Annotated in this window: 16 protein-coding genes; 9 read left to right on the plus strand and 7 right to left on the minus strand. The window is 69.1% G+C overall.

The annotated features are described in order from the left end of the window. Positions 1-243: 243 nt before the first annotated feature. Both ACFV1J_RS38900 and ACFV1J_RS38905 read left to right on the plus strand, forming a co-directional pair. The gene (locus ACFV1J_RS38900) at positions 244-1,107 is read left to right on the plus strand and encodes a helix-turn-helix domain-containing protein (RefSeq protein ID WP_385866474.1); all 864 of its coding nucleotides are present in this window, start codon (positions 244-246) and stop codon (positions 1,105-1,107) included. A 196-nt stretch (positions 1,108-1,303) separates the two neighbouring features. Beyond that, entirely contained in the window at positions 1,304-1,486 is a 183-nt protein-coding gene (locus ACFV1J_RS38905) for a DUF397 domain-containing protein (RefSeq protein ID WP_385866502.1), read from the plus strand. 125 nt (positions 1,487-1,611) lie between these two features. On the opposite strand, the gene ACFV1J_RS38910 is transcribed toward ACFV1J_RS38905, so the two are convergent. From ACFV1J_RS38910 to ACFV1J_RS38920, 3 genes are all read right to left on the minus strand, one after another. Beyond that, the gene (locus ACFV1J_RS38910; protein ID WP_385866475.1) at positions 1,612-2,484 is read right to left on the minus strand and encodes a hypothetical protein; all 873 of its coding nucleotides are present in this window, start codon (positions 2,482-2,484) and stop codon (positions 1,612-1,614) included. Between the two features lie 12 nt (positions 2,485-2,496). Continuing rightward, positions 2,497-4,884 (minus strand): tetratricopeptide repeat protein, encoded by a 2,388-nt coding sequence (locus ACFV1J_RS38915; RefSeq protein WP_385866477.1) that lies wholly within the window; start codon positions 4,882-4,884, stop codon positions 2,497-2,499. A gap of 89 nt (positions 4,885-4,973) precedes the next feature. Continuing rightward, a complete protein-coding gene (locus ACFV1J_RS38920) occupies positions 4,974-5,273 on the minus strand; it encodes a hypothetical protein (RefSeq protein ID WP_385866479.1) in 300 nt (99 codons plus the stop codon). Between the two features lie 308 nt (positions 5,274-5,581). Here ACFV1J_RS38920 and ACFV1J_RS38925 point away from each other — a divergent pair, with 308 nt between their 5' ends. From ACFV1J_RS38925 to ACFV1J_RS38940, 4 genes are all read left to right on the plus strand, one after another. Then, on the plus strand, positions 5,582-6,829 hold the full coding sequence (locus tag ACFV1J_RS38925; RefSeq protein ID WP_385866481.1) for a PLP-dependent aminotransferase family protein: 1,248 nt from the start codon (positions 5,582-5,584) through the stop codon (positions 6,827-6,829). Positions 6,830-6,990: 161 nt separating this feature from the next. Next, positions 6,991-7,200: a hypothetical protein gene (locus ACFV1J_RS38930; RefSeq protein ID WP_385866482.1), complete on the plus strand. Its 210-nt coding sequence runs from the start codon at positions 6,991-6,993 to the stop codon at positions 7,198-7,200. A 190-nt stretch (positions 7,201-7,390) separates the two neighbouring features. Continuing rightward, entirely contained in the window at positions 7,391-8,176 is a 786-nt protein-coding gene (locus ACFV1J_RS38935) for an SDR family oxidoreductase (RefSeq protein ID WP_385866484.1), read from the plus strand. 512 nt (positions 8,177-8,688) lie between these two features. Further along, positions 8,689-10,218 carry a sodium:solute symporter family protein gene (locus ACFV1J_RS38940; RefSeq protein WP_385866486.1) on the plus strand — a complete coding sequence of 510 codons (1,530 nt, stop codon included), beginning with the start codon at positions 8,689-8,691 and terminating at the stop codon, positions 10,216-10,218. On the opposite strand, the gene ACFV1J_RS38945 is transcribed toward ACFV1J_RS38940, so the two are convergent. Next, complete coding sequence (locus ACFV1J_RS38945) at positions 10,180-11,301, minus strand: ADP-ribosylglycohydrolase family protein (protein WP_385866488.1); 1,122 nt, start codon at positions 11,299-11,301, stop codon at positions 10,180-10,182. The genes ACFV1J_RS38940 and ACFV1J_RS38945 overlap by 39 nt on opposite strands. A gap of 178 nt (positions 11,302-11,479) precedes the next feature. Here ACFV1J_RS38945 and ACFV1J_RS38950 point away from each other — a divergent pair, with 178 nt between their 5' ends. Beyond that, positions 11,480-12,439 (plus strand): D-2-hydroxyacid dehydrogenase family protein, encoded by a 960-nt coding sequence (locus ACFV1J_RS38950; RefSeq protein ID WP_385866491.1) that lies wholly within the window; start codon positions 11,480-11,482, stop codon positions 12,437-12,439. 66 nt (positions 12,440-12,505) lie between these two features. Next, on the plus strand, positions 12,506-12,760 hold the full coding sequence (locus tag ACFV1J_RS38955) for a hypothetical protein (RefSeq protein ID WP_030415575.1): 255 nt from the start codon (positions 12,506-12,508) through the stop codon (positions 12,758-12,760). Between the two features lie 135 nt (positions 12,761-12,895). Here ACFV1J_RS38955 and ACFV1J_RS38960 read toward each other — a convergent pair whose 3' ends face one another. From ACFV1J_RS38960 to ACFV1J_RS38970, 3 genes are all read right to left on the minus strand, one after another. Continuing rightward, a complete protein-coding gene (locus ACFV1J_RS38960; protein WP_385866494.1) occupies positions 12,896-15,568 on the minus strand; it encodes a bifunctional FO biosynthesis protein CofGH in 2,673 nt (890 codons plus the stop codon). Positions 15,569-15,667: 99 nt separating this feature from the next. Then, positions 15,668-16,069 (minus strand): VOC family protein, encoded by a 402-nt coding sequence (locus tag ACFV1J_RS38965; protein WP_385866496.1) that lies wholly within the window; start codon positions 16,067-16,069, stop codon positions 15,668-15,670. 300 nt (positions 16,070-16,369) lie between these two features. After that, positions 16,370-17,194 carry a TIGR03619 family F420-dependent LLM class oxidoreductase gene (locus ACFV1J_RS38970; RefSeq protein WP_385866498.1) on the minus strand — a complete coding sequence of 275 codons (825 nt, stop codon included), beginning with the start codon at positions 17,192-17,194 and terminating at the stop codon, positions 16,370-16,372. Between the two features lie 157 nt (positions 17,195-17,351). Between ACFV1J_RS38970 and ACFV1J_RS38975 the strand changes: the two genes are divergently transcribed. After that, the gene (locus ACFV1J_RS38975) at positions 17,352-18,920 is read left to right on the plus strand and encodes a CehA/McbA family metallohydrolase (RefSeq protein ID WP_385866500.1); all 1,569 of its coding nucleotides are present in this window, start codon (positions 17,352-17,354) and stop codon (positions 18,918-18,920) included. The last annotated feature ends 280 nt before the right edge of the window (positions 18,921-19,200 follow it).

The raw sequence follows: 19,200 nt of genomic DNA on the forward strand, positions 1-19,200 counted from the left end.
TCCCCCCCTATTCCCCTGTCCACCACCGCCCCACCAGCCCGTGGGGGACCCCCAGCATGGCCGGGGGGGGGGGGGGGCGGGCCGTGCGGGACGCGGGCCGCCCCCCCACCCCGCGCACATTCGTAATCGAGCCCCGAATCTCCTCTCTGGCCACCTTGGCCATTTGCCAGCGCGGCGCCAACCGTTGGTGGCAGTCTGCTGAGCAGGCAGTAACAGCAGTACGGAGCCGGAGGTGCACTTAGCGTGGCGACGAACGTCAACCCCACGGTCAGGCGACGCCGATTGGGTCAGGAGCTACGCAGACTTCGCGAGGCGAAAGGCATGACTGCGGAAGAGGTGGCGGACCGGCTGCTTGTCTCGCAGTCGAAGATCAGTCGCCTTGAGAACGGCCGGCGCAGCATCAGCCAACGAGACGTCCGTGATCTATGCGGCGTCTACGAGGTGGAAGATCAGCGCATGGTCGAATCCCTTATGCAAATGGCGAAGGATTCCCGTCAGCAGGGATGGTGGCATGCGTTCGGGAGTCTCTCGCCCAGCTATAGCGTCTACATCGGCTTGGAAGCAGACGCGCTCTCGGTACGAAATTATGAGTCGCTCCTCGTGCCAGGCCTCCTGCAGACACCCGAGTACGCCGAGGCCGTGATTCGCGGGATGTGGCCCGAAGCCACCCCTGAAGACGTCGAGAGCCGCGTCGGAGTACGCCTGAAGCGACAGCAGCGGCTGCACGTGCCTGACAGACCCCTCCGGTTCTGGGCTGTAATTGACGAGTCAGCCACCCGTCGTGTCGTCGGGGACCGTCACACCATGCGCGAACAGCTTGAGCACCTGGTCGAGTTGAGCCAGCTACCCCACGTTACTCTCCAGGTGGTTCCGTACTCGGTGGGTTCTCATCCCGGAATGACCGGAACATTCTCCATCCTGGAGTTCGACGACCCCTCCGACTCGACCACGGTCTATTTGGAAGGCGTAACCAGCGACCTGTACCTGGAGAAGCATGCGGACGTCCACAAGTACGGGATCATGTATGAGCACTTGCGAGCCCAGGCCCTGAACGCGGACGAGACTCGAAAATTCATCTCAGATGTGGCCAAAGAGTACGCCACGTAAAAATAGGGGGGCGCAAAATACACTACTGACCCACTTGACCGAAAGAGGATCCCGCCATACTTCATCCGGTCGAGTGATCACCCCACCTCGTTAGCGATGTTGCAGCGTAGCGTCATCAGCACTTCGAGAAGTCACCACTTCTCACCGACCCGAACGTACGGGAGTGCAAATGACGAGGCGACCGAACACCGAACTGATGTGGCGGAAGTCGTCCCACTCGGGCAAAGACGGAAATTGTGTAGAGATCGCCCGCCTGAGCGGCTCAGCCGTAGGGGTGCGGGACAGCAAGGTGGCTCACGGGCCGATTCTCAGCTTCTCAGAACAGGCATGGACAGCGTTGATCTCAGACATCGCGCACGAACGCCCAGAGGTCGCTTAACAACGCCGCTGTCCGCGGTGACGATACGAGCCCTCTCGACTGGTCCGCCGTCCTGGCCGAGGGGGCTCGGCTTCCCTCGAGCAACCACCGCAGCCACCTCGGTCACGCTTGGTGACCGACCCCGATCAGCGAAGCTTATCGACATAACAGTCAGTACCAGGCAATGTCGGTATGAATGGGGCGACTAATTCAATAGAGCCAAGACCACGATGTTTAATCAGAGAGTCGCGCCCCACGAAGTGATCATTCCAGGCCACACGTGGATCTTCCTCCAGGAAACACAGCAGCGTTAGGCGATTCTCTACCCCTTCAACCTGCTTCACGTAGGGCATTCGATCTTCGGGTAGTGGATGAGGGTAGAAGGCCATCACCATGGCGGCAGGCGAACCGGAGAGCCGACCAGTCAGAAACTCCGCAGACAGCCACTCGAGATGGCTTGCGCGCTGCACAGAATCAGCGAAGTCGATGACCGCAACCACCAAGCCCTTGTACGGGTAATCCAAGGCGTGGAAGTCACGAGGACCCGTTCTGCCGTCTCGATAGACCGTAGCCACGCGCTTGTGGAATGCCGTGAATACGTGGGTGCGGTCATGGAACACCCGGCCATCACTGTTGAGCCGCTGATTGATTCTCACACTCCACTTCAAGTGGTCGGAATAGCGCCCATCCGTAACCCAGTACACCGATAGATAGCAGCCACGGGTTACAGGTCGAGCGATCGCGGAATCCCTGGGGTACCTCAGCAGCTGAAGATCACGCGTCGCTACCCATCGGCGCCCCGCGTAGATCCAAGGCATTGCCATCGCGCCGGCCACGAAGTGGTCGTCCTCGTACCACCTGTTATAGGCTCGCTCGTGCCCGACATGGGGCTCCACCATGGTGATGAGCGCATGACCAGGGTTGACCCCGTACGGTCCCACTCCGGCCAGTTGGGCATACACCTCACGGTGTGCGGCATCACTCACGGGCCCCCCTCGACAGAACTGATGGTGCGTCATTGTGACGGTACGTCAGGTCGCTTGGCTAGGGGGGTTACGTACGCCCATCGCCTCCTCCGCCGCCTCCAGCGCGGCACGGCAGTTGAGCGTCTCCTGATGGTCTTCACCGAGCACACGACGATACGAGTCGAGCGTTGCCCTCCCCAAACGAACCGCCTCCGCTGACCTCCCGGCCGCCTGGGCGATGCGGACGAGTTCAATACAGATGAGCAAGGTGTGGGGATGGTCATCACCAAGTGTCGAACGCCGCTCAGTCAGGACTTCTTCGGCCAGTTGCTGGGCTTCGCCGCACTGCCCGAGACCTCGGAGAATCATGGCGAGCCGATGCGCGCTGGCCAGCGCAAGCCAGTGCTGCGGGCCGTGAAGCCGCCGGTAGCCACCCAAGGCGCGGCGAGCTGGGCCCTCAGCGTCCGCACATCTACCGATTTCGTCCAATACGAATGCCCTCGTAAGGGTGCTGCTAAGCGTCATGGCATGCGTCGGCCCCAACACTCTTTCACTGATCTCGCAGATCTCTTCAGAGATCCGGACGCTCTCTTCCTCCTTCCCCATGCGACACAGCACCTCCGCCAGGAGGCCACGACTGTGCAGCGTGTCGGGGTGCTCTTCCCCCAGAACTCGCTCGCGCCCCTCCGCGGCTCGCCGGATCGTTCGCTCGGCACCAGGCCAATCCCCCATAACGTAAAGCCCGAAGAACAGTTCGTGGGCACTGCTCAATGTTTCCGTTGAATCAGGCCCTAGAGTGCCTTCTCGTTGAGTCAGCACTTCACGATGGAGAGAGATCGCAGCGCTGTGATCACCGGTCCAGATCAGTATCCCTGCAAGCTGATGCTGGTCCTCGAGGAGTTCCGGGTCATCCGGCGACACATGCCGCCTGGCCACCTCAACCACGAGTTGCGCCAGCGGGAAGGCGCTTGACTGTTCTCCTCGCGCCACCAAGTCATCTCGCAGCCGACGGGCTGACGACAAGGTATCTGCGACGACTTCTCCCGTGCCGTCTGCGTCGGCGTTCTGAAGCAGCTGGATGGCGTGAGGGATCATCATGTTTCGCATGCGATCTCCAGCAGGGGTAGGGGATTCCTCTGGACGAGCTTTGACGAGCAGATGCGCGGCTGCCGACAATAGCGCGGGGCGCATTCGCGTCGGTATCCCCCTGAACACCGTGTCCAAGACCAGCGCGTGGAGCTGCACGATTCGAGTCAGCCGTTCACTGTCTCTTACGTGGAAGTCCTCGACCGATATCAGGGAATGGCTGAGGAGCCCTCGTAGACACGGGGCAACCCGTTCGCTGGACAACGGAGGATCAAGCCGCCCCAGGCCAGCTGCTTCAACCTCTCCAGGGCGGATGAGACTGACGGGTAGTGGATCAGGAGAGAAACAGCTCAACAGACGTATGAGTGTGCCGGCATCAGGCATCCCCCGCTCCGCCAACGCGTCAAGTGAAAGCTGCCAAGTGCTCCTTAGAGTTCGGCGCATGTCGGACTCCCACGGAACATTGCCACAATCGATTTGGACACTTGGTTCGTTTGCCAGCCGACGGCGAAAATCAGCCATCGTTACGGCTTCCAGCAGCTGGTCGGAGAGTTGTGATCCGACCAGCGTGAGCGCAAGTGGGAGGCAACCAACCGCTTGGGCCAGATTCAGCGCGTCCTCTTCACTCCCCGTGGAAGGGGCAAGGTCACTCAGCACCAGAGCTGCGTCCTGCGGCGGCAAGAGACCGATGTGATGATGCCGGGCGTCTACCCAGACCTGCGATTGAGCCTGGCGTGTGGTCACCAGAACGGTCCCATGCTGACTGGCCCTGAGCCAGCCGCCATCGAGAAAACTAGGCTCGTCCGCGTTGTCCATCACGAGTATCCACGGTGTGCCCGGTCGGTCCAAGTATCCCCAAACAAGATCGGCGGCCGGCCGATGCCCCCGCTGCACCGCCTCGAGCTCACCGGTACCGGCACCTCGCTCCGCCGCGATGGCAAGCATGCCGGCACGTAGCGTTGCGCGACTTGCCGCGTTTACCCAGAACCCCTCAACAGTACGCCCGCTGACGGTCTCATCGAAGACGAATCTGGCCAGGGTGGTTTTCCCACATCCTCCCATGCCGTGAAGGACATGTATTCTCGCCCCCTCAAGAGTCAACACGGCAGCCAGAAGCTTGGCCTTTGTCTCGTCACGGTTACGTACGATCACAGGCTTCGGTGCCGCCAGAGGAACTCGGATTGAGTCTGGCCCAACCGCCTGATGAGCGAAAAGATGTCGAGGGATGTCTTGTGCAAGCACATCACCGCCGTAGTGGTGATGATGCTCCGTGATGTGCTGATCTCTGTCTGCTTGAAATACCCGCCCGTGTCCGTGAGCTATGGCTTCTGCTGCCCCGCTATTCCACTGCGAATCCTGCTCTGACATTCGTTATCCCCCTCCACCAGCCCAGCCATTGGCGTATTAAAATGGGCAGGCCATACAGAACGCAGAAAAGCCACTCGGCACGGCCCAGCTCACACCTCCCGAATTATCTGATTACCTCCCGCTTGATAGATGCGAGCCTGCCCCGATGCCTGGGCCGTCTGCTGAACCTGGCCGATTCCGGCCTGCTCGGCTGGAGGCAACAGGGGGTTCAACTCCTCATCCAGCACACGTCGCAGTTCGTCGACGAGAGACGGGTTATCGCGCAAGAGCCTACGCAGACGTCGCTGCCAGTCAGCCGCCAGTTCTCCCTCGACCTGAGCATCACCTTCTCCACGGGCCGCCATAAGCTCAGTTCGTACATCGGCAAGCTCAGCCTCGATGGCAGCCACGCGGTCAGGGTGCGCACGACGCCACAGCGCCACCACGGATTCTCGAGCGTGCTGCCATGCATCGGTCGCCATGCTGCTCACCAAGGCACTTCCCGCTGCGAGTACCAGTGGATCCATTCCGAGTCCCCCAATACGAAGTTGGCATCAGGTCGTCACGGTAGCCGGACTACACGGCAACGTTCCCGGACTTCCCACAAGGTTCAGCTCACCATGTGGGCAGCCCTGCACACCCGTTGCCCTCCTGCTTAAGCTGCCTGGCACTTACAGCTAACGCGGGTTAACCCGCGGCCGGAGTGATCGGAGTCGCCATGCCGGATGCGATCCTTGCCGATGCCCCTACGCCCCTCCGTACGCCCGCCCGTACGCCGCTTCCCGAGCTCGCCGCGCGGGTGGCACACACCGGCAGCTCGCCGGTACGCGACATCCTGGCGCTCACCGCCCGGCCCGAGGTCATCTCGTTCGCCGGCGGACTGCCCGCTCCGGAACTGTTCGACGCGGCGGGGTTGGCCGCCGCCTTCCAGCACGTCCTCACCGAGGATCCGCGGCGGACCCTGCAGTACTCCACGAGCGAGGGCGACCCGGCGTTGCGGGCGGCCGTCGCGGCGCGCACCACCGCCCGCGGGCTGCCCACCGATCCCGACGAGCTGCTGGTGACCACCGGCTCCCAGCAGGGCCTGTCGCTGCTGGCCACCGTCCTGCTGGAGCCGGGCGACACGGTGCTGGTCGAGGACCCCTGCTATCTGGCGGCGCTGCAGATCTTCTCGCTGGCGGGCGCCCGGGTGGTGCCGGTTCCCACCGACGACGAGGGGCTGGACCCGGCCGCACTGGACGAACTCGCCGCCCGCGAACGGCCGAAGCTGCTCTACGTCATCCCCACCTTCCAGAACCCGACCGGCCGTACGCTCTCCGCCGAGCGACGGGCCGCGGTCGCCGAGATCGCCGCCCGGCGCGGACTGTGGATCGCCGAGGACGACCCGTACGGCGAACTCCGCTTCGAGGGCAGGGCGGTGCCGTGGGTGGCGTCCTTCCCGGGGGCCGAGGACCGTACCGTGCTGCTGGGTTCGTTCTCGAAGGTGATGGCGCCCGGCCTGCGACTGGGCACGCTGCGGCTGCCGGCCCCGCTGCGGCGGGCGTGCGTCATCGCCAAGCAGGCCGCCGATCTGCACACCTCGACCGTCGACCAGGCGGCCGCGGCACGGTATTTGGCGACCACCGACCTGGACGTCCATCTGGCGCGGGTGCGCGAGGCGTACCGCGAGCGCCGGGACGCGCTGGTCGACGGGCTCGCCACGGCGCTGCCCGAGGGCTCGCGGTGGAACCGGCCGTCGGGCGGCATGTTCGTGTGGGCCACGCTGCCCGCCGGCCACGATGCGTCCGCGCTGCTGCCCGGGGTCGTACGGCATGACGTCGCGTACGTGCCCGGGGCGCCGTTCTTCGCCGGGACGCCGGACCCGGCCGCGGTCCGCCTGTCCTTCGTGACGCACACGCCGGAGGAGATCCGGGAGGGCCTGGGGCGGTTGCGCGGGGCGCTGGAGGAGGCACGCGGGGAGGGGTGAGGCGGGTTGCGGGGGGGGCGCGCGCCGGGGGGCTGTCGTGGGGGCGCGGCTTCCGGGAGGGTCGCCGCTTCCGGGGAGGCTGCCCTTCCGGGGAGGCTGCCGCTTCGGGGTGGTCGCCGCGGGGAAGAACAGGGGAGGGGAACACCTTTCCGGGAGGACGGATGACCCAAGGCAGCCGAGACACCCACGGCGCGGACGACCCGACCCTCGGCGCGCCGGAAGCGGATCCCTCCGACGGCTACCCGACCGAGCCGCCCCCTTCCCTTCTCCGTCGCGCGTGGGCGCGGCTGTGCGGGGCCCGGGTGCGGGTGGCCGCCGTCCTGCGCCGGCTGGGCTCCGTGGTCCGTCTGCGCCGAGGCCACGCGCACTGACAGGGCACTGGCAGCGCACTGAAGTGCACTGACGGGGCAAATGGCAGGGCACTGACAGGCACTGACAGGGCGGCAGCACGCCCGCGCACGCGAAATCCGCGGACGGACGGGGCTGTTCCTTCCCGGCCCGGAGCCCTAACCTGACTGACCGTCAGAGAACGTACCTGGCTCACGGCGCCCGGAGGCGGAGATGCTGCTGCGGAACAAGACCGTCGTCGTCTCGGGCGTGGGGGCCGGCCTCGGCCATCAGGTCGCGGCGGCGTGCGTACGGGACGGTGCGTCGGTGGTGCTGGGTGCGCGCACGGAGGCGAACCTCGCCAAGTCGGCGACGCAGATCGACCCTTCGGGGGCGCGTACGGCCTGGCGGATGACCGACATCGGCGACGAGGCGCAGTGCAATGCGCTCGCCGCGCTGGCGGTGGAGCGGTTCGGCGGGATCGACGCGGTGATCCATGTCGCCGCGCTGGACTCGCTGTTCGGCGGTCTACGGGACGCCGACTTCGACTCCTGGCGCGGCGTGGTGGACGTCAACCTCTTCGGCACGCTGCGGATGACCCGGGCCTGTCTGCCGTCGCTGACCGCGCGCGGCGGCGGTTCGGTGGTGTTCATCGGCACGCAGTCGTCGGTCGCCGCGCCCTCGCAGGTGCAGCAGGCGGCGTATGCGGCGTCGAAGGGCGGGCTGGTCTCGGCGATGTACTCGCTCGCCCGTGAACTGGGGCCGGACCGGATACGGGTCAACACCGTGCAGCCCGGCTGGATGTGGGGCCCGCCCGTCGAGGCGTACGTACGCTTCCAGGCGCAGGCCGAGGGCGTACCGGAGTCCGAGGTGCTCGGGCGGCTCACCGAGCGGATGGCGCTGCCCGAGCTGGCCACGGATGCCGATGTGGCCGAGACCGCGGTCTTCCTGGCGTCCGACCGGGCGCGCGCCATCACGGGCCAGTCGCTGCTGGTCAACGCGGGTGAGCTGATGCGGTAGCGGCGGCCCCGCTCCTTCCTTTACGGCCGTACGGGTCTCGCGCCCGTACGGCCGTTGTGCTGTCTGGGGATGCGGTGGTTGTTGTGCTGTCTGGGGGCGCGGTGATGGTTGTGCTGTCTGGGGATGGGGCGGGGCGGCGCTTGTGGCGCTGCCGGTGTCCGAGGGTGCCCCGAGGGTGCTCCGAGGGTGCTTGACGGGGGTGTGGCCGCGCCGGCGAAGTGTCCGTTCATGGTGGGTGCGGGCGGCGGGGCGGGACAACCTTCCCGGCGGTCAAGGGACGGCGCATTCGTCCACTTCCCTGACCTGCGTTCATATCCATGATTGTAAAGAGTCTTGACCAACGCGCTCAACCGGCGCTTCAATCCCCGGAGTTGAGTTATGTGGTTTCCCGGGACCTCTGGAGTTCCCCGCTGCCGCGCGGGGGTCTCACGGGCGGGGCGCGGGGCTACGGAGCCGCGGAACGCCGCACGGCGAAGTGATCGATGTTCACAAGGCGGACCCCTGGAGGGGGCATGAACAGTCTCGACTGGGCCGTGCTCATCGGCTACTTCGGCGTGATGGTCGCGATCGGCGTGTGGTCGCACCGGCGGGTGGACGACGTCAGCGACTTCTTCACGGCGGGCGGCCGGATGCCGTGGTGGCTGTCCGGGATCTCCCACCACATGTCCGGCTACAGCGCGGTGATGTTCACGGGGTACGCGGGGATCGCCTACCAATACGGGGTCACCTCGTACGTGACCTGGTCCTTTCCCATCGCCGTCGGGATCGCCATCGGCGCCCAGCTCTTCGCCGGCCGGCTCAACCGGCTGCGGTCGCGGCTGGGTGTCGCCTCGCCGCTGGAGTACCTCAAGAGCCGCTACAACCTGCCGACGCAGCAGGCGCTGGCCTGGTCCGGTGTGCTGTTGAAGATCGTCGACGTGGGCGCCAAGTGGGCGGCGATCGCCACCCTGTTGTCCGTCTTCACCGGGCTCTCGCTCCACCAGGGCATCCTCATCACGGGCGTGATCACCGGCGTCTACTGCACGGTCGGCGGCCTGTGGGCGGATGCGCTGACCGAACTGGGGCAGTTCGTCATCCAGCTGCTGGCCGGTGTCGCGATGCTGGTCACCGTTCTGGGGAAGCTGGGCGGCGTCAGCGCGCTGTGGACCGTATGGGACGAGCTGCCGGACACCCACGCCCGGCCGACCGTCGGCCCGTACACCCTCACCTTCCTGCTCGCTTATCTCTTCATCAAGACGTTCGAGTACAGCGGCGGGATGTGGAACCAGGCCCAGCGCTTCATGGCCACCCGCAGCGCCCGGCAGGCCAGGCGGTCCGCGCGGCTGTCCGCGGCGCTGTGGTTCGTCTGGCCGGCCGTCCTGTTCTTCCCGATGTGGACCGCGCCGCTGCTGGTCACGGCACACAAACCGGACGCGTCGGACGCGTATGCGCTGCTGACCGAACGGCTGCTGCCGCACGGGCTGCTGGGGCTGGTGATCGTCGGCTTCTTCTCCCACACGATGGCCATGTGCTCGTCGGACGCCAACGCCATCTCCGCGGTGTTCACCCGGGACATCGCGCCGGCGCTCTCGGCGCGGGCCCGTGGCTGGTCGCACCGGGCCGGGCTGCTGGCGGCGCGGCTGTCGACGGTGGCCTTCCTGGGGCTGTCGATGGCGATCGCGACCCAGGTCAACTCGCCCACGTTCAAGGACATCATCACCGTCGTCATCAAGTGGGTGGCCGGCCTGGTCGGTCCGATCTCCATCCCGTTCCTGCTCGGCCTGCTGCGCCTCTTCCGCCGCTCCGGCCCCACCGCGGCGCTGGTGTCCTGGGCGGCCGGCCTGTTCGCGTTCTGGCTCACCAACTACGGCCTGGACGACGTCCAACTGCAGCTCCAGATCGCCGCCCCGGTCGCCACCTCGCTCCTGCTCTTCGTCCTGATCGGATTCCTGCGGCCCGAGGACACCCCGGAACGGGACGCGGTGCTGGCGCGGATCAATGACCCCGACGCCCGACGCCCGCCCCTACGCCCGCGGGTACCGTGCCAGCCACCCCGGGGATGAGCCGGCCGGGCCGTGCAGGGCGGGGCCCTGGGTCATTTCCATGGCGAAGTCGTCGGCCAGTTGCAGGATCGTGGCGCGGCCCTCCAGTTCGGCCAGCCAGACGGGCGGCAGCGCCGTCTCGCCGTGCAGCGTGCCGAGGAGGTTGCCGCAGATGGCGCCGGTGGAATCGCTGTCGCCGCTGTGGTTGACGGCGAGCAGCAGGCCGTGCCGGATGTCCTCGGCGACCAGTGCGCAGTACACGCCGATGGACAGCGCCTCCTCGGCCGTCCAGCCCTGGCCCAGTGACTCCACCCGGGCCGGCGTCGGCATGCCCTGCCGTACGGCGCCCAGCGCGCGCTTGAGGGCCTCGGTGGTCTCCTCGTGGCCGGGGCGGGTGGCCAGGTGGGCCAGCGACTTCTGCACCGCGCCGTCGAGGTCCTCGCCGCGGGCCAGTGAGTGGCTGATGACGGCGAACGCGCCGGCCGCCAGATAGCCGGTGGGGTGGCCGTGCGTCTGCGCCGCGCACTCCGCGGCGAGCTGGAAGACCAACTGCGGCTCCCAGCCGACCAGCAGCCCGAACGGCGCGGAGCGCATCACCGCGCCGCACCCCTTGGAGTCCGGGTTCTTCGGCGCCTCCAGGGTGCCCATCACCTCGTCGCCGAGGCCGCTCAGGCAGGCCCGGCCGGGCGCGCGGCGCGAGTACAGCCATTCCTCGCGGGCCAGCCAGCCGTCGTCCTCCTTGCGCTCGTCGGGGCCCCAGTCGCGCTGGGTGGCGGCCCAGCGGAGGTAGGCGCGGTGGACGTCGGTGGGCGGGTGCCAGGCGCCGGTGTCGCGGCGTACCTGGGCCCGGATCAGGCCGTCGACGGTGAACAGGGTCATCTGGGTGTCGTCGGTGACCGCGCCGCGTCGCCCGAAGGCGGGCAGGAAGTCCGTGACGCCCTCCTGGCCGTGCGCCGCGCGGATCGCGTCCAGGGAGTCGAATTCGATGCCGGCACCGAGCGCATCGCCGATGGCGCCGCCGAGCAGGCAGCCGCGTACCCGGCTTCGGAAGTCCTGCTGTTCCGCGCGCCCCCAGAGGGCGGCGCCGCCTCCCGCTGCGCTCACTGTGCCTCCCGAAGATCACCACGTCCGGGGGCCTTGCGGAGGCCCCTGGCGCAGCACTGTAATCGACCGGGATTGATCATTTTCTGGGCAGGTGAGTATGTGCATAGTCACTGGCTAGGCGGCTTTTGAGCGCTACGGTCCGGATGACCGCCGAACTGCACCTCCGGGAGATCCACCTATGACACCGCGTTGCGCCGTACTCGACGACTACCAGGGCGTCGCCCTCTCCCTGGCCGACTGGTCGCCGCTGGACGGTGCCGTCGAGGTCCGTACGCTGCGGGAGCCGTTCCGCTCCGAGGACGAGGTGGTCGCGGCGATCGGCGACTGCGAGATCGTCGTGGCGATGCGCGAGCGCACCCCGTTCCCCGCCTCGCTGCTCGCCCGGCTGCCCCGCCTCCGGCTGCTGATCACCTCCGGGATGCGGAACGCCGCCATCGACCTGGCGGCCGCCGCCCGGCACGGCATCACCGTCTGCGGCACCGCCAGCAACACCGAGCCGCCCGTCGAACTGACCTGGGCGCTGATCCTGGGCCTCGCCCGCAACGTCGTCATCGAGAGCACCGCGCTGCGCGCCGGCGGCCCCTGGCAGTCCACCCTCGGCGCCGATCTGCACGGCCGTACGCTCGGGCTGCTGGGCCTGGGCAAGATCGGCAGCCGGGTCGCCCGGATCGGCCTGGCCTTCGGCATGGACGTGGTGGCGTGGAGCCGGAACCTGACCGTCGAGCGCGCCGCGGAGGTGGGCGTACGCGCCGCCGCCGCCAAGGAGGAGCTCCTGGAGGCCGCCGATTTCGTCTCCGTCCATCTGGTGCTCGGCGACCGCACCCGGGGGCTGCTCGACGCGGACGGGCTCCGCCGGATGCGGCCCACGAGCTACCTGGTCAACACCTCGCGCGCCGCGATCGTCGACCAGGAGGCGCTGCTGCGGGCGCTGCGGGAGAACTGGATCGCCGGGGCCGGTCTGGACGTCTTCGACCAGGAGCCGCTGCCGGCCGAGCACCCCCTGCGCACCCTCCCGAACGTGCTCGCGCTCCCGCACCTCGGCTATGTCACCCGCCGCAACTACGAGGGCTATTTCCAGCAGGCCGTCGAGGACATCACGGCCTTTCTGGCGGGCGGTCCGGTGCGTCAACTCAACTGATGCGCGGCGGCGCCGGGGCTCATCCGTTCGATGATGGCGGCGCCGCGCCGTGGGCATGCTTTCCCCATGTCCGAGTACGAGTGGGATCGCACCACCATGGCCGTCGTCGCCTCGGCCCTCTCCGGGGACAGCGACGGCGCGGTGGAACTCCTCCGGCCGCTCCCCCAGAGCGACGTCTGCCACATCGCCGTACGGCTCGCCGCCATGGCCGCCGATGCCCTGATCGTCGCCGCCCAGGACAGCGGGGGTGACCGCGAGGAGGCACTGTCCCAGTGGCAGCAGTGCATCCTCCAGCACGAGTCGGAGTACGACGGGGACTGAGGGGGCGCCGCCCGCGACCAGTCACCACGGGCAGGGACTCGCCGGGCCAGCCACTACGGCCGGTGGCGCGCGGGGCAGGCATGACCACTACGGCCGGTGGCGCACGGGGCAAGCACGACCACTACGGCCGGCGGCTCAGTCCACCACCGGAAGGAGCTCCGGCAGGTGGCCGTCCGAGGCGAGGGCGGTGGCCTGGCGTTCCTCGGGGACCGGGCCGTAGGTCGTGGTGCGGGGGCGGGCGGGGCGGCCGGCCAGGTCGGCGATGGCGATGAGGTCCTGGAGGGAGCGGTAGGAGCCGTAACTGGAGCCCGCCATACGGGAGATGGTCTCCTCCATCAAGGTGCCGCCGAGGTCGTTGGCGCCGGAGCGGAGCATTTCGGCGGCCCCCTCGGCGCCCAGTTTGACCCAGCTGGTCTGGATGTTGGTGATGTGCGGGTGCAGCAGGATCCGGGCCATGGCCGTCACCGCGCGGTTGTCCCGGGTGGTCGGGCCGGGGCGGGCGATCCCGGCGAGGTAGACGGGCGCGTTGGTGTGGATGAACGGGAGCGTGACGAACTCCGTGAAGCCGCCGGTCTCCTGCTGGATCTCGGCCAGCAGCCGGAGGTGCCCGAGCCAGTGGCGGGGCTGGTCGACATGGCCGTACATCATCGTCGAGGACGAGCGGATGCCCAGTTCGTGGGCGGTCTTGATGACCTCGACCCAGGTGGCGGTGGGGAGTTTGCCCTTGGTGAGGATCCAGCGGACCTCGTCGTCGAGGATCTCGGCGGCGGTGCCGGGAACGCTGTCCAGGCCGGCCGCCTTGGCCTCGCCCAGCCATTCGCGGATCGACAGGCCGGTGCGGGTCGCGCCGTTGACCACCTCCATGGGGGAGAAGGCGTGTACGTGCATACCGGGGACGCGTTCCTTGACGGCGCGCGCGATGTCGAAGTACGCCGTGCCGGGCAGGTCGGGGTGGATGCCGCCCTGCATGCACACCTCGACGGCGCCCACGTCCCAGGCCTGCTGGGCGCGGTCGGCGACCTGGGAGAGGGACAGGGTGTAGGCGTCGGCGTCGGTGCGGCGCTGGGCGAAGGCGCAGAAACGGCAGCCGGTGTAGCAGACGTTGGTGAAGTTGATGTTCCTGGTGACGATGTAGGTGACGTCGTCGCCGACCGTGGCGCGGCGAAGGTCGTCGGCGATCGTGCAGAGGGCGTCGAGGGCCGGTCCGTCGGCGTGCAGCAGCGCCAGCGCCTCGGGGTCGGTGAGCCGGGTGGGGTCGTCGGCGGCGCGGGAGAGTGCCTGCCGTACGTCCGCGTCGATCCGCTCGGGCGCCATACCGGGCGCGGCGGCCTCGCGCAGCGCCTCCCAGTCGCCGTAGACCTCGTCGAAGTCGTCCCGGCGGTCGGCGCTGCGGCCCTCGGTGTCGATGGTGTGGTGCAGGTCCGTACGGCCCGAGGAGCTCATCGTGAAGCCCTCGTCGGGCTCCTGCCAGGGCCGGCCGACGACGGGTGCGTCCTCGACGGCGAGGCCGGTCTCGGGGTCGGCGAGGGCGCGGACGTGCGGCAGCAGGCGGGGGTCGAGCCAGGGTTCGCCCCGCTGGAGGAACTCCGGGTAGATGGGGAGCCGTTCGCGCAGGCGGAAGCCGGCGGCGGCGCAGTGCTCGGTCAGTTCCTCGATCTGCGGCCAGGGCCGCTCGGGGTTGACGTGGTCGAGGGTCAGCGGGGAGACCCCGCCCCAGTCGTCGATCCCGGCGCCGATCAGCAGCGCGTATTGGCCGTCGACGAGGTTGGGCGGGGCCTGGATGCGGGTCGAGGGGCCCATGATGTGCCGGGCCACCGCGATGGTCGCGGCCAGCTCCTCCAGTTCGGCGTCCGGCATGCCGCGCATCGCCGTGTCCGGCTTGGCGCGGAAGTTCTGCATGATCAGTTCCTGGATGCCGTGGTAGGCACGCTGGATGCGGCGGAGCGCGAAGAGGGACTCGGCGCGCTCCTCGTAGGTCTCGCCGATGCCGATCAACAGGCCGGTGGTGAAGGGGACGTTGGAGCGGCCGGCGTCCTCCAGGACGCGCAGCCGGACGGCCGGTTCCTTGTCGGGTGAGCCGTGGTGCGGACCGCCGGGCTCGCTCCACAGGCGCTCGGCGGTGGTCTCCAGCATCATCCCCAGGGACGGGGCGACGGGCTTGAGGCGCTGGAAGTCCGTCCAGGACAGCACACCGGGGTTGAGGTGCGGCAGCAGTCCGGTCTCCTCCAGGACGCGGATGGCCATGGCGCGGACGTACGAGAGCGTGTCGTCGTAGCCGTGCGCCGCCAGCCATTCGCGGGCCTCGGGCCAGCGGTCCTCGGGCTTGTCCCCGAGGGTGAACAGGGCTTCCTTGCAGCCGAGTTCGGCACCGCGGCGGGCGATGTCCAGCACCTCGTCGGGGGACATGAACATTCCGTGTCCGGCCCGGCGCAGCTTGCCGGGGACGGTGACGAAGGTGCAGTAGTGGCACGTGTCCCGGCACAGCCGCGTCAGGGGGATGAAGATGCCCTTGGAGTACGTGATGACGCCGGGGCGGCCGGCGGCCTCCAGGCCGGCGTCGCGCACCCGGGCCGCGGACGCGCACAGGTCCGTCAGGTCGGCGCCGCGGGCCTGCAGCAGCACCACGGCCTCGTCGACGTCCAGCGCCACGCCGTCGCGGGCCCGCTTGAGCGCACGGCGCATCGCATTCGCCGTCGGGCGGCTCTCCGGGGCGGGCCGGGCGCCCGTGTCGCGGTCGGCCGCCTGCCCGGACGCCTGGTCGGATCCCTCGTCGGATACCTGGTCAGGTCCCTGCGCGCTGGAAGTCATCCTCCGAGCATACGAGCGGCGACCGACAGTGCTGTGGCCGGAGAACCACGGCCCGGTGTGCCGCTGATCACTGGGCCGGCCCGTCCCGGCACCGGGCCGCTACATGCTGGACAGCAGCTCGTCGGAGTAGGTGCGGGTCAGGAACTCCATGTTGTGGCCGTCGGGGTCGTTGACGTACACGCCGCGGCCACCGTCCCGGGTGTTGATCTCCTGTGGCTTGGTGTGCCGCGGGTCCGCCCAGTACGGGAGGTCGCGGTCCTTTATGCGCCCCAGGATGTGGTCGAACTCGTCCTCCGTCACCAGGAACGCGTAGTGCGTGGGCACGAACTCCTTGCCGCCGGCCACGTGCTCGGCGTAGTCGAGCGCCACTCCGTTGTCCAGCTTGAGGGCGGCGAAGGGGCCGAACGCCTTGGGTTCCGGCGCGTCGAGGAGGTCGGCGAGGAAGCGGGCCGAGGCGAAGCGGTCGGTGCTGTGCACGATGGTGTGGTCGAGGCTGGGCATGAGATCTCCCTGATCTGCCGGGGCTCTTCGCGGGCCACGGTCCGGGAGTCTCGATGCGTGGCTCCCGAGGTGTGGACCACGTTGCGTGGGTCTCTTTCGCGGATCCCGTTCACCTTCGACGCTACGTCCGCGCGGGCCGGCCGCGGATCGGTCTGCGGTCCCAGCCGCGCGGGCGGCCCGTAGGTCGATGGACCTAGGCGTACCGACCTGGAGCACAACGGCGCCCTACGGATGCCGTCCCGTGACCGACGGACCCGTGTCCGTCATCCCCCGTGTCGCCGCACCTACGGTGCGCAGTCGTCACAAGTACTGCGCGAAGTCGTCCAGCGTCCGCAGGACCTCGTCCTCCTGGGCCGGTGGCAGTTGCAGCACCACCTCCTGGAGGCCCAGGTCCCGGTAGTGGGCCAGCTTCCCCGGGGTCGGCCGGACCGCGTACGGCACCACCACGGGGTCGCCGGCGCGTCCGGCGTCCGACCAGGCCTGCCGCAGGACCGGCAGGGTCTCGGTCAGTCCCCGGCCGCCGATCGGCAGCCAGCCGTCCGCGTAGGCCGCGATCTCCCCGAAGAGCTTCGGGCCGGCCGCGCCGCCGAGGAGGGTGCGCGGTGCGCCGTGGGCCGGTTTGGGGTGGGCCAGGGAGGCCCGTACGGACCCGAACGGGCCCTCGTACGCGGTGGGTTCGTCGGCCCACAGGGCGCGCATCAGGGCCATCCGGTCGCGGGTCAGTGCGCGCCGGGTGGACCACTCCACCCCGTGGTCGGCGGCTTCCTCGACGTTCCAGCCGTAGCCGATGCCGAGGGTGAAGCGGCTGCCGGAGAGGAAGTCCAGGGTCGCGATCTGCTTGGCGAGGTCCACCGGGTCGTGCTGGGCGACGAGGGTGACGCCGGTGCCCAGGGTGAGCCGTTCGGTGACCGCGGCGGCCTGGCCGAGGGCGACGAACGGGTTCAGGGTGCGGCCGTATTCGCGGGGCAGCGGCCCGCCCATGGGCGCGGGGGTGTCGCGGCCGGCCGGGATGTGGGTGTGTTCGGGGAGGTAGAGGCCGGCGAAGCCGCGCTGTTCCAGCTCGCGGGCCAGCCGGACCGGCCGGATCGTCTCGTCGGTCAGGAAGATCGTGGTCGCGATCCGCATGGTGGGGGAACCTCCGTCAGGCGGGTGGATGACGGCATGTTGCCGCACCGTCCGACGGTTATCCACAGGCCTTTCGCTGCGCGTCACGGCCGCGTACAACAGTTTTCACGGGATGCAACACGGAAGCGGGACGCAATGCGGAAGGGGGTGGAGCGGGATGGAACGCCGCGATGTTCTGCGGATTTCGGCGCTCGCGGGCGCCACGGGTGCGCTCACGCTCGGCCGGGTGAGCTTCGCCGACGCGACCCCGCCGGCCGGAGCACCGGGCGGCGGCACGGAAGGCGGGAGGGAAGGCGGGCCGGATGAGGGGACGGGCCCCGGGACGGGCGAGCAGACCCGCCGGGTGAGCGGTCATCTGCCGCCGGGCGTACCGGACTTCGTCTACCTCCCGGTCGAAGTGCCGTACGGAGTACGGGAGATCGCCGTCTCCTACAGTTACGACAGACCCACCGTCCCCGAGGGCACGGTCGGCAACGCCTGCGACATCGGCATCTTCGACGAGCGGGGCACCGGCCTCGGCGGCGCCGGCTTCCGCGGCTGGTCCGGCGGGGCGCGCTCGGAGTTCTTCCTCCGCGCCGACGACGCCACCCCCGGCTACCTCCCCGGGCCCGTCAACGAAGGCCTCTGGCACATCGCCCTCGGCCCGTACACCGTCGCACCGCAGGGGCTCTCCTACGACGTGACGATCACCTTGCGGTACGGCCCCCAGGGGCGGACGCCCCGGCCCGTCCACCCACCGGAGCGCGCCCGGGGCCGCGGCCGCGCCTGGTACCGCGGCGACAACCATCTGCACTCGATCCACTCCGACGGCCGGCGCACACCCGCCGAGATCGCCGCGCTGGCCCGCGCCGCCGGGCTGGACTTCCTCACCACGACCGAGCACAACACCACCTCCGCGCACCGCGCCTGGGAGGGGCTGTGGGGTGACGACCTGCTGATCCTGACCGGCGAGGAGGTCACCACCCGCAATGGCCATGTGGTCGCGATGGGCACCGACCCGGGAGTCTTCATCGACTGGCGCTACCGGGCCCGGGACAACGCCTTCGGCAAGTACGCGCGTGCGATCCGGCGGGCCGGCGGCCTGGTCATCCCGGCGCATCCGCACGCCACCTGCATCGGCTGCAACTGGAAGTTCGGGCTCAACGAAGCCGATGCGGTGGAGGTCTGGAACGGCCCGTACGGTCCGGACGACGAGGTCACCCTCGCCGAGTGGGACAACACCCTGGTCGCGCACGCCCGCGGCCGCGGGGACTGGCTGCCGGCCGTCGGCCACAGCGACGCCCACCGCGACCCGGATGTCGTCGGGCTGCCGCAGACGGTGGTGCTCGCCGACGACCTCTCCCGGCGCGCCCTGCAGGACGGCATACGGGCGGGCCGGGTGTGGATCGCCGAGTCCTCGAAGATCGACCTGTCGTTCTCCGTCACGGGCGAGCGCGGCGAACACGCCGGTATCGGCGAGCGGTTGGCGCTGTCCGGAGCGTCCAGGGTCACCGCGCGGCTGACGGTCTCCGGCGCCCCGGGCTGCACGGTCTCCTTCGTCACCGACCAGGGCCGTCTCCATGCGGTCGCCCTGCCGCCGTCCGGCGCGGACACCGTCAGCTGGCAGACCACGCCCGACCACGCCGCCTATATACGCGCAGAGGTCCGGCACCCCGCCACCACACCGGTCCTCCCGGGCCCCATGGCGGCCCTGACCAACCCGGTGTTCCTGGACCGCAGGGGCTGAGGGACGGCGGGGACGGGGGGCCTGCGGGCGCGCGGACGTGCGTACTTGGTGACGTGCGTACTTGGTGACGTGCGTACTTGGTGACGTGCGGACGTGGGGACGTGGGGGCGGGACGGGGCTGAGCGACGGGGCGGGGAGCGGTGGGTGGTGGGTGGGGTGGGGCGGGGGGTCGGGGGGCGGGGGGAACGGAAGGACGGAGACGGGGGGCGGGCCCGGCGCGCCGCGGGCGCGGCCGGGGGGGCGCCGGCGGCGCCGGGGGCGCGGGGGCGGGGCGGGCGGC

The organism is Streptomyces sp. NPDC059649 (assembly GCF_042734445.1).
GTDB lineage: Bacteria > Actinomycetota > Actinomycetes > Streptomycetales > Streptomycetaceae > Streptomyces.

Bases quoted from the DNA above. Each gene is read 5' to 3' on its own strand.
- ACFV1J_RS38905 (WP_385866502.1), top strand. From the start codon at position 1,304: ATGTGGCGGAAGTCGTCCCACTCGGGCAAAGACGGAAATTGTGTAGAG.
- ACFV1J_RS38910 (WP_385866475.1), bottom strand. From the start codon at position 2,484: ATGACGCACCATCAGTTCTGTCGAGGGGGGCCCGTGAGTGATGCCGCA.
- ACFV1J_RS38915 (WP_385866477.1), bottom strand. From the start codon at position 4,884: ATGTCAGAGCAGGATTCGCAGTGGAATAGCGGGGCAGCAGAAGCCATA.
- ACFV1J_RS38925 (WP_385866481.1), top strand. From the start codon at position 5,582: ATGCCGGATGCGATCCTTGCCGATGCCCCTACGCCCCTCCGTACGCCC.
- ACFV1J_RS38930 (WP_385866482.1), top strand. From the start codon at position 6,991: ATGACCCAAGGCAGCCGAGACACCCACGGCGCGGACGACCCGACCCTC.
- ACFV1J_RS38935 (WP_385866484.1), top strand. From the start codon at position 7,391: ATGCTGCTGCGGAACAAGACCGTCGTCGTCTCGGGCGTGGGGGCCGGC.
- ACFV1J_RS38940 (WP_385866486.1), top strand. From the start codon at position 8,689: ATGAACAGTCTCGACTGGGCCGTGCTCATCGGCTACTTCGGCGTGATG.
- ACFV1J_RS38950 (WP_385866491.1), top strand. From the start codon at position 11,480: ATGACACCGCGTTGCGCCGTACTCGACGACTACCAGGGCGTCGCCCTC.
- ACFV1J_RS38955 (WP_030415575.1), top strand. From the start codon at position 12,506: ATGTCCGAGTACGAGTGGGATCGCACCACCATGGCCGTCGTCGCCTCG.
- ACFV1J_RS38960 (WP_385866494.1), bottom strand. From the start codon at position 15,568: ATGACTTCCAGCGCGCAGGGACCTGACCAGGTATCCGACGAGGGATCC.
- ACFV1J_RS38965 (WP_385866496.1), bottom strand. From the start codon at position 16,069: ATGCCCAGCCTCGACCACACCATCGTGCACAGCACCGACCGCTTCGCC.
- ACFV1J_RS38970 (WP_385866498.1), bottom strand. From the start codon at position 17,194: ATGCGGATCGCGACCACGATCTTCCTGACCGACGAGACGATCCGGCCG.
- ACFV1J_RS38975 (WP_385866500.1), top strand. From the start codon at position 17,352: ATGGAACGCCGCGATGTTCTGCGGATTTCGGCGCTCGCGGGCGCCACG.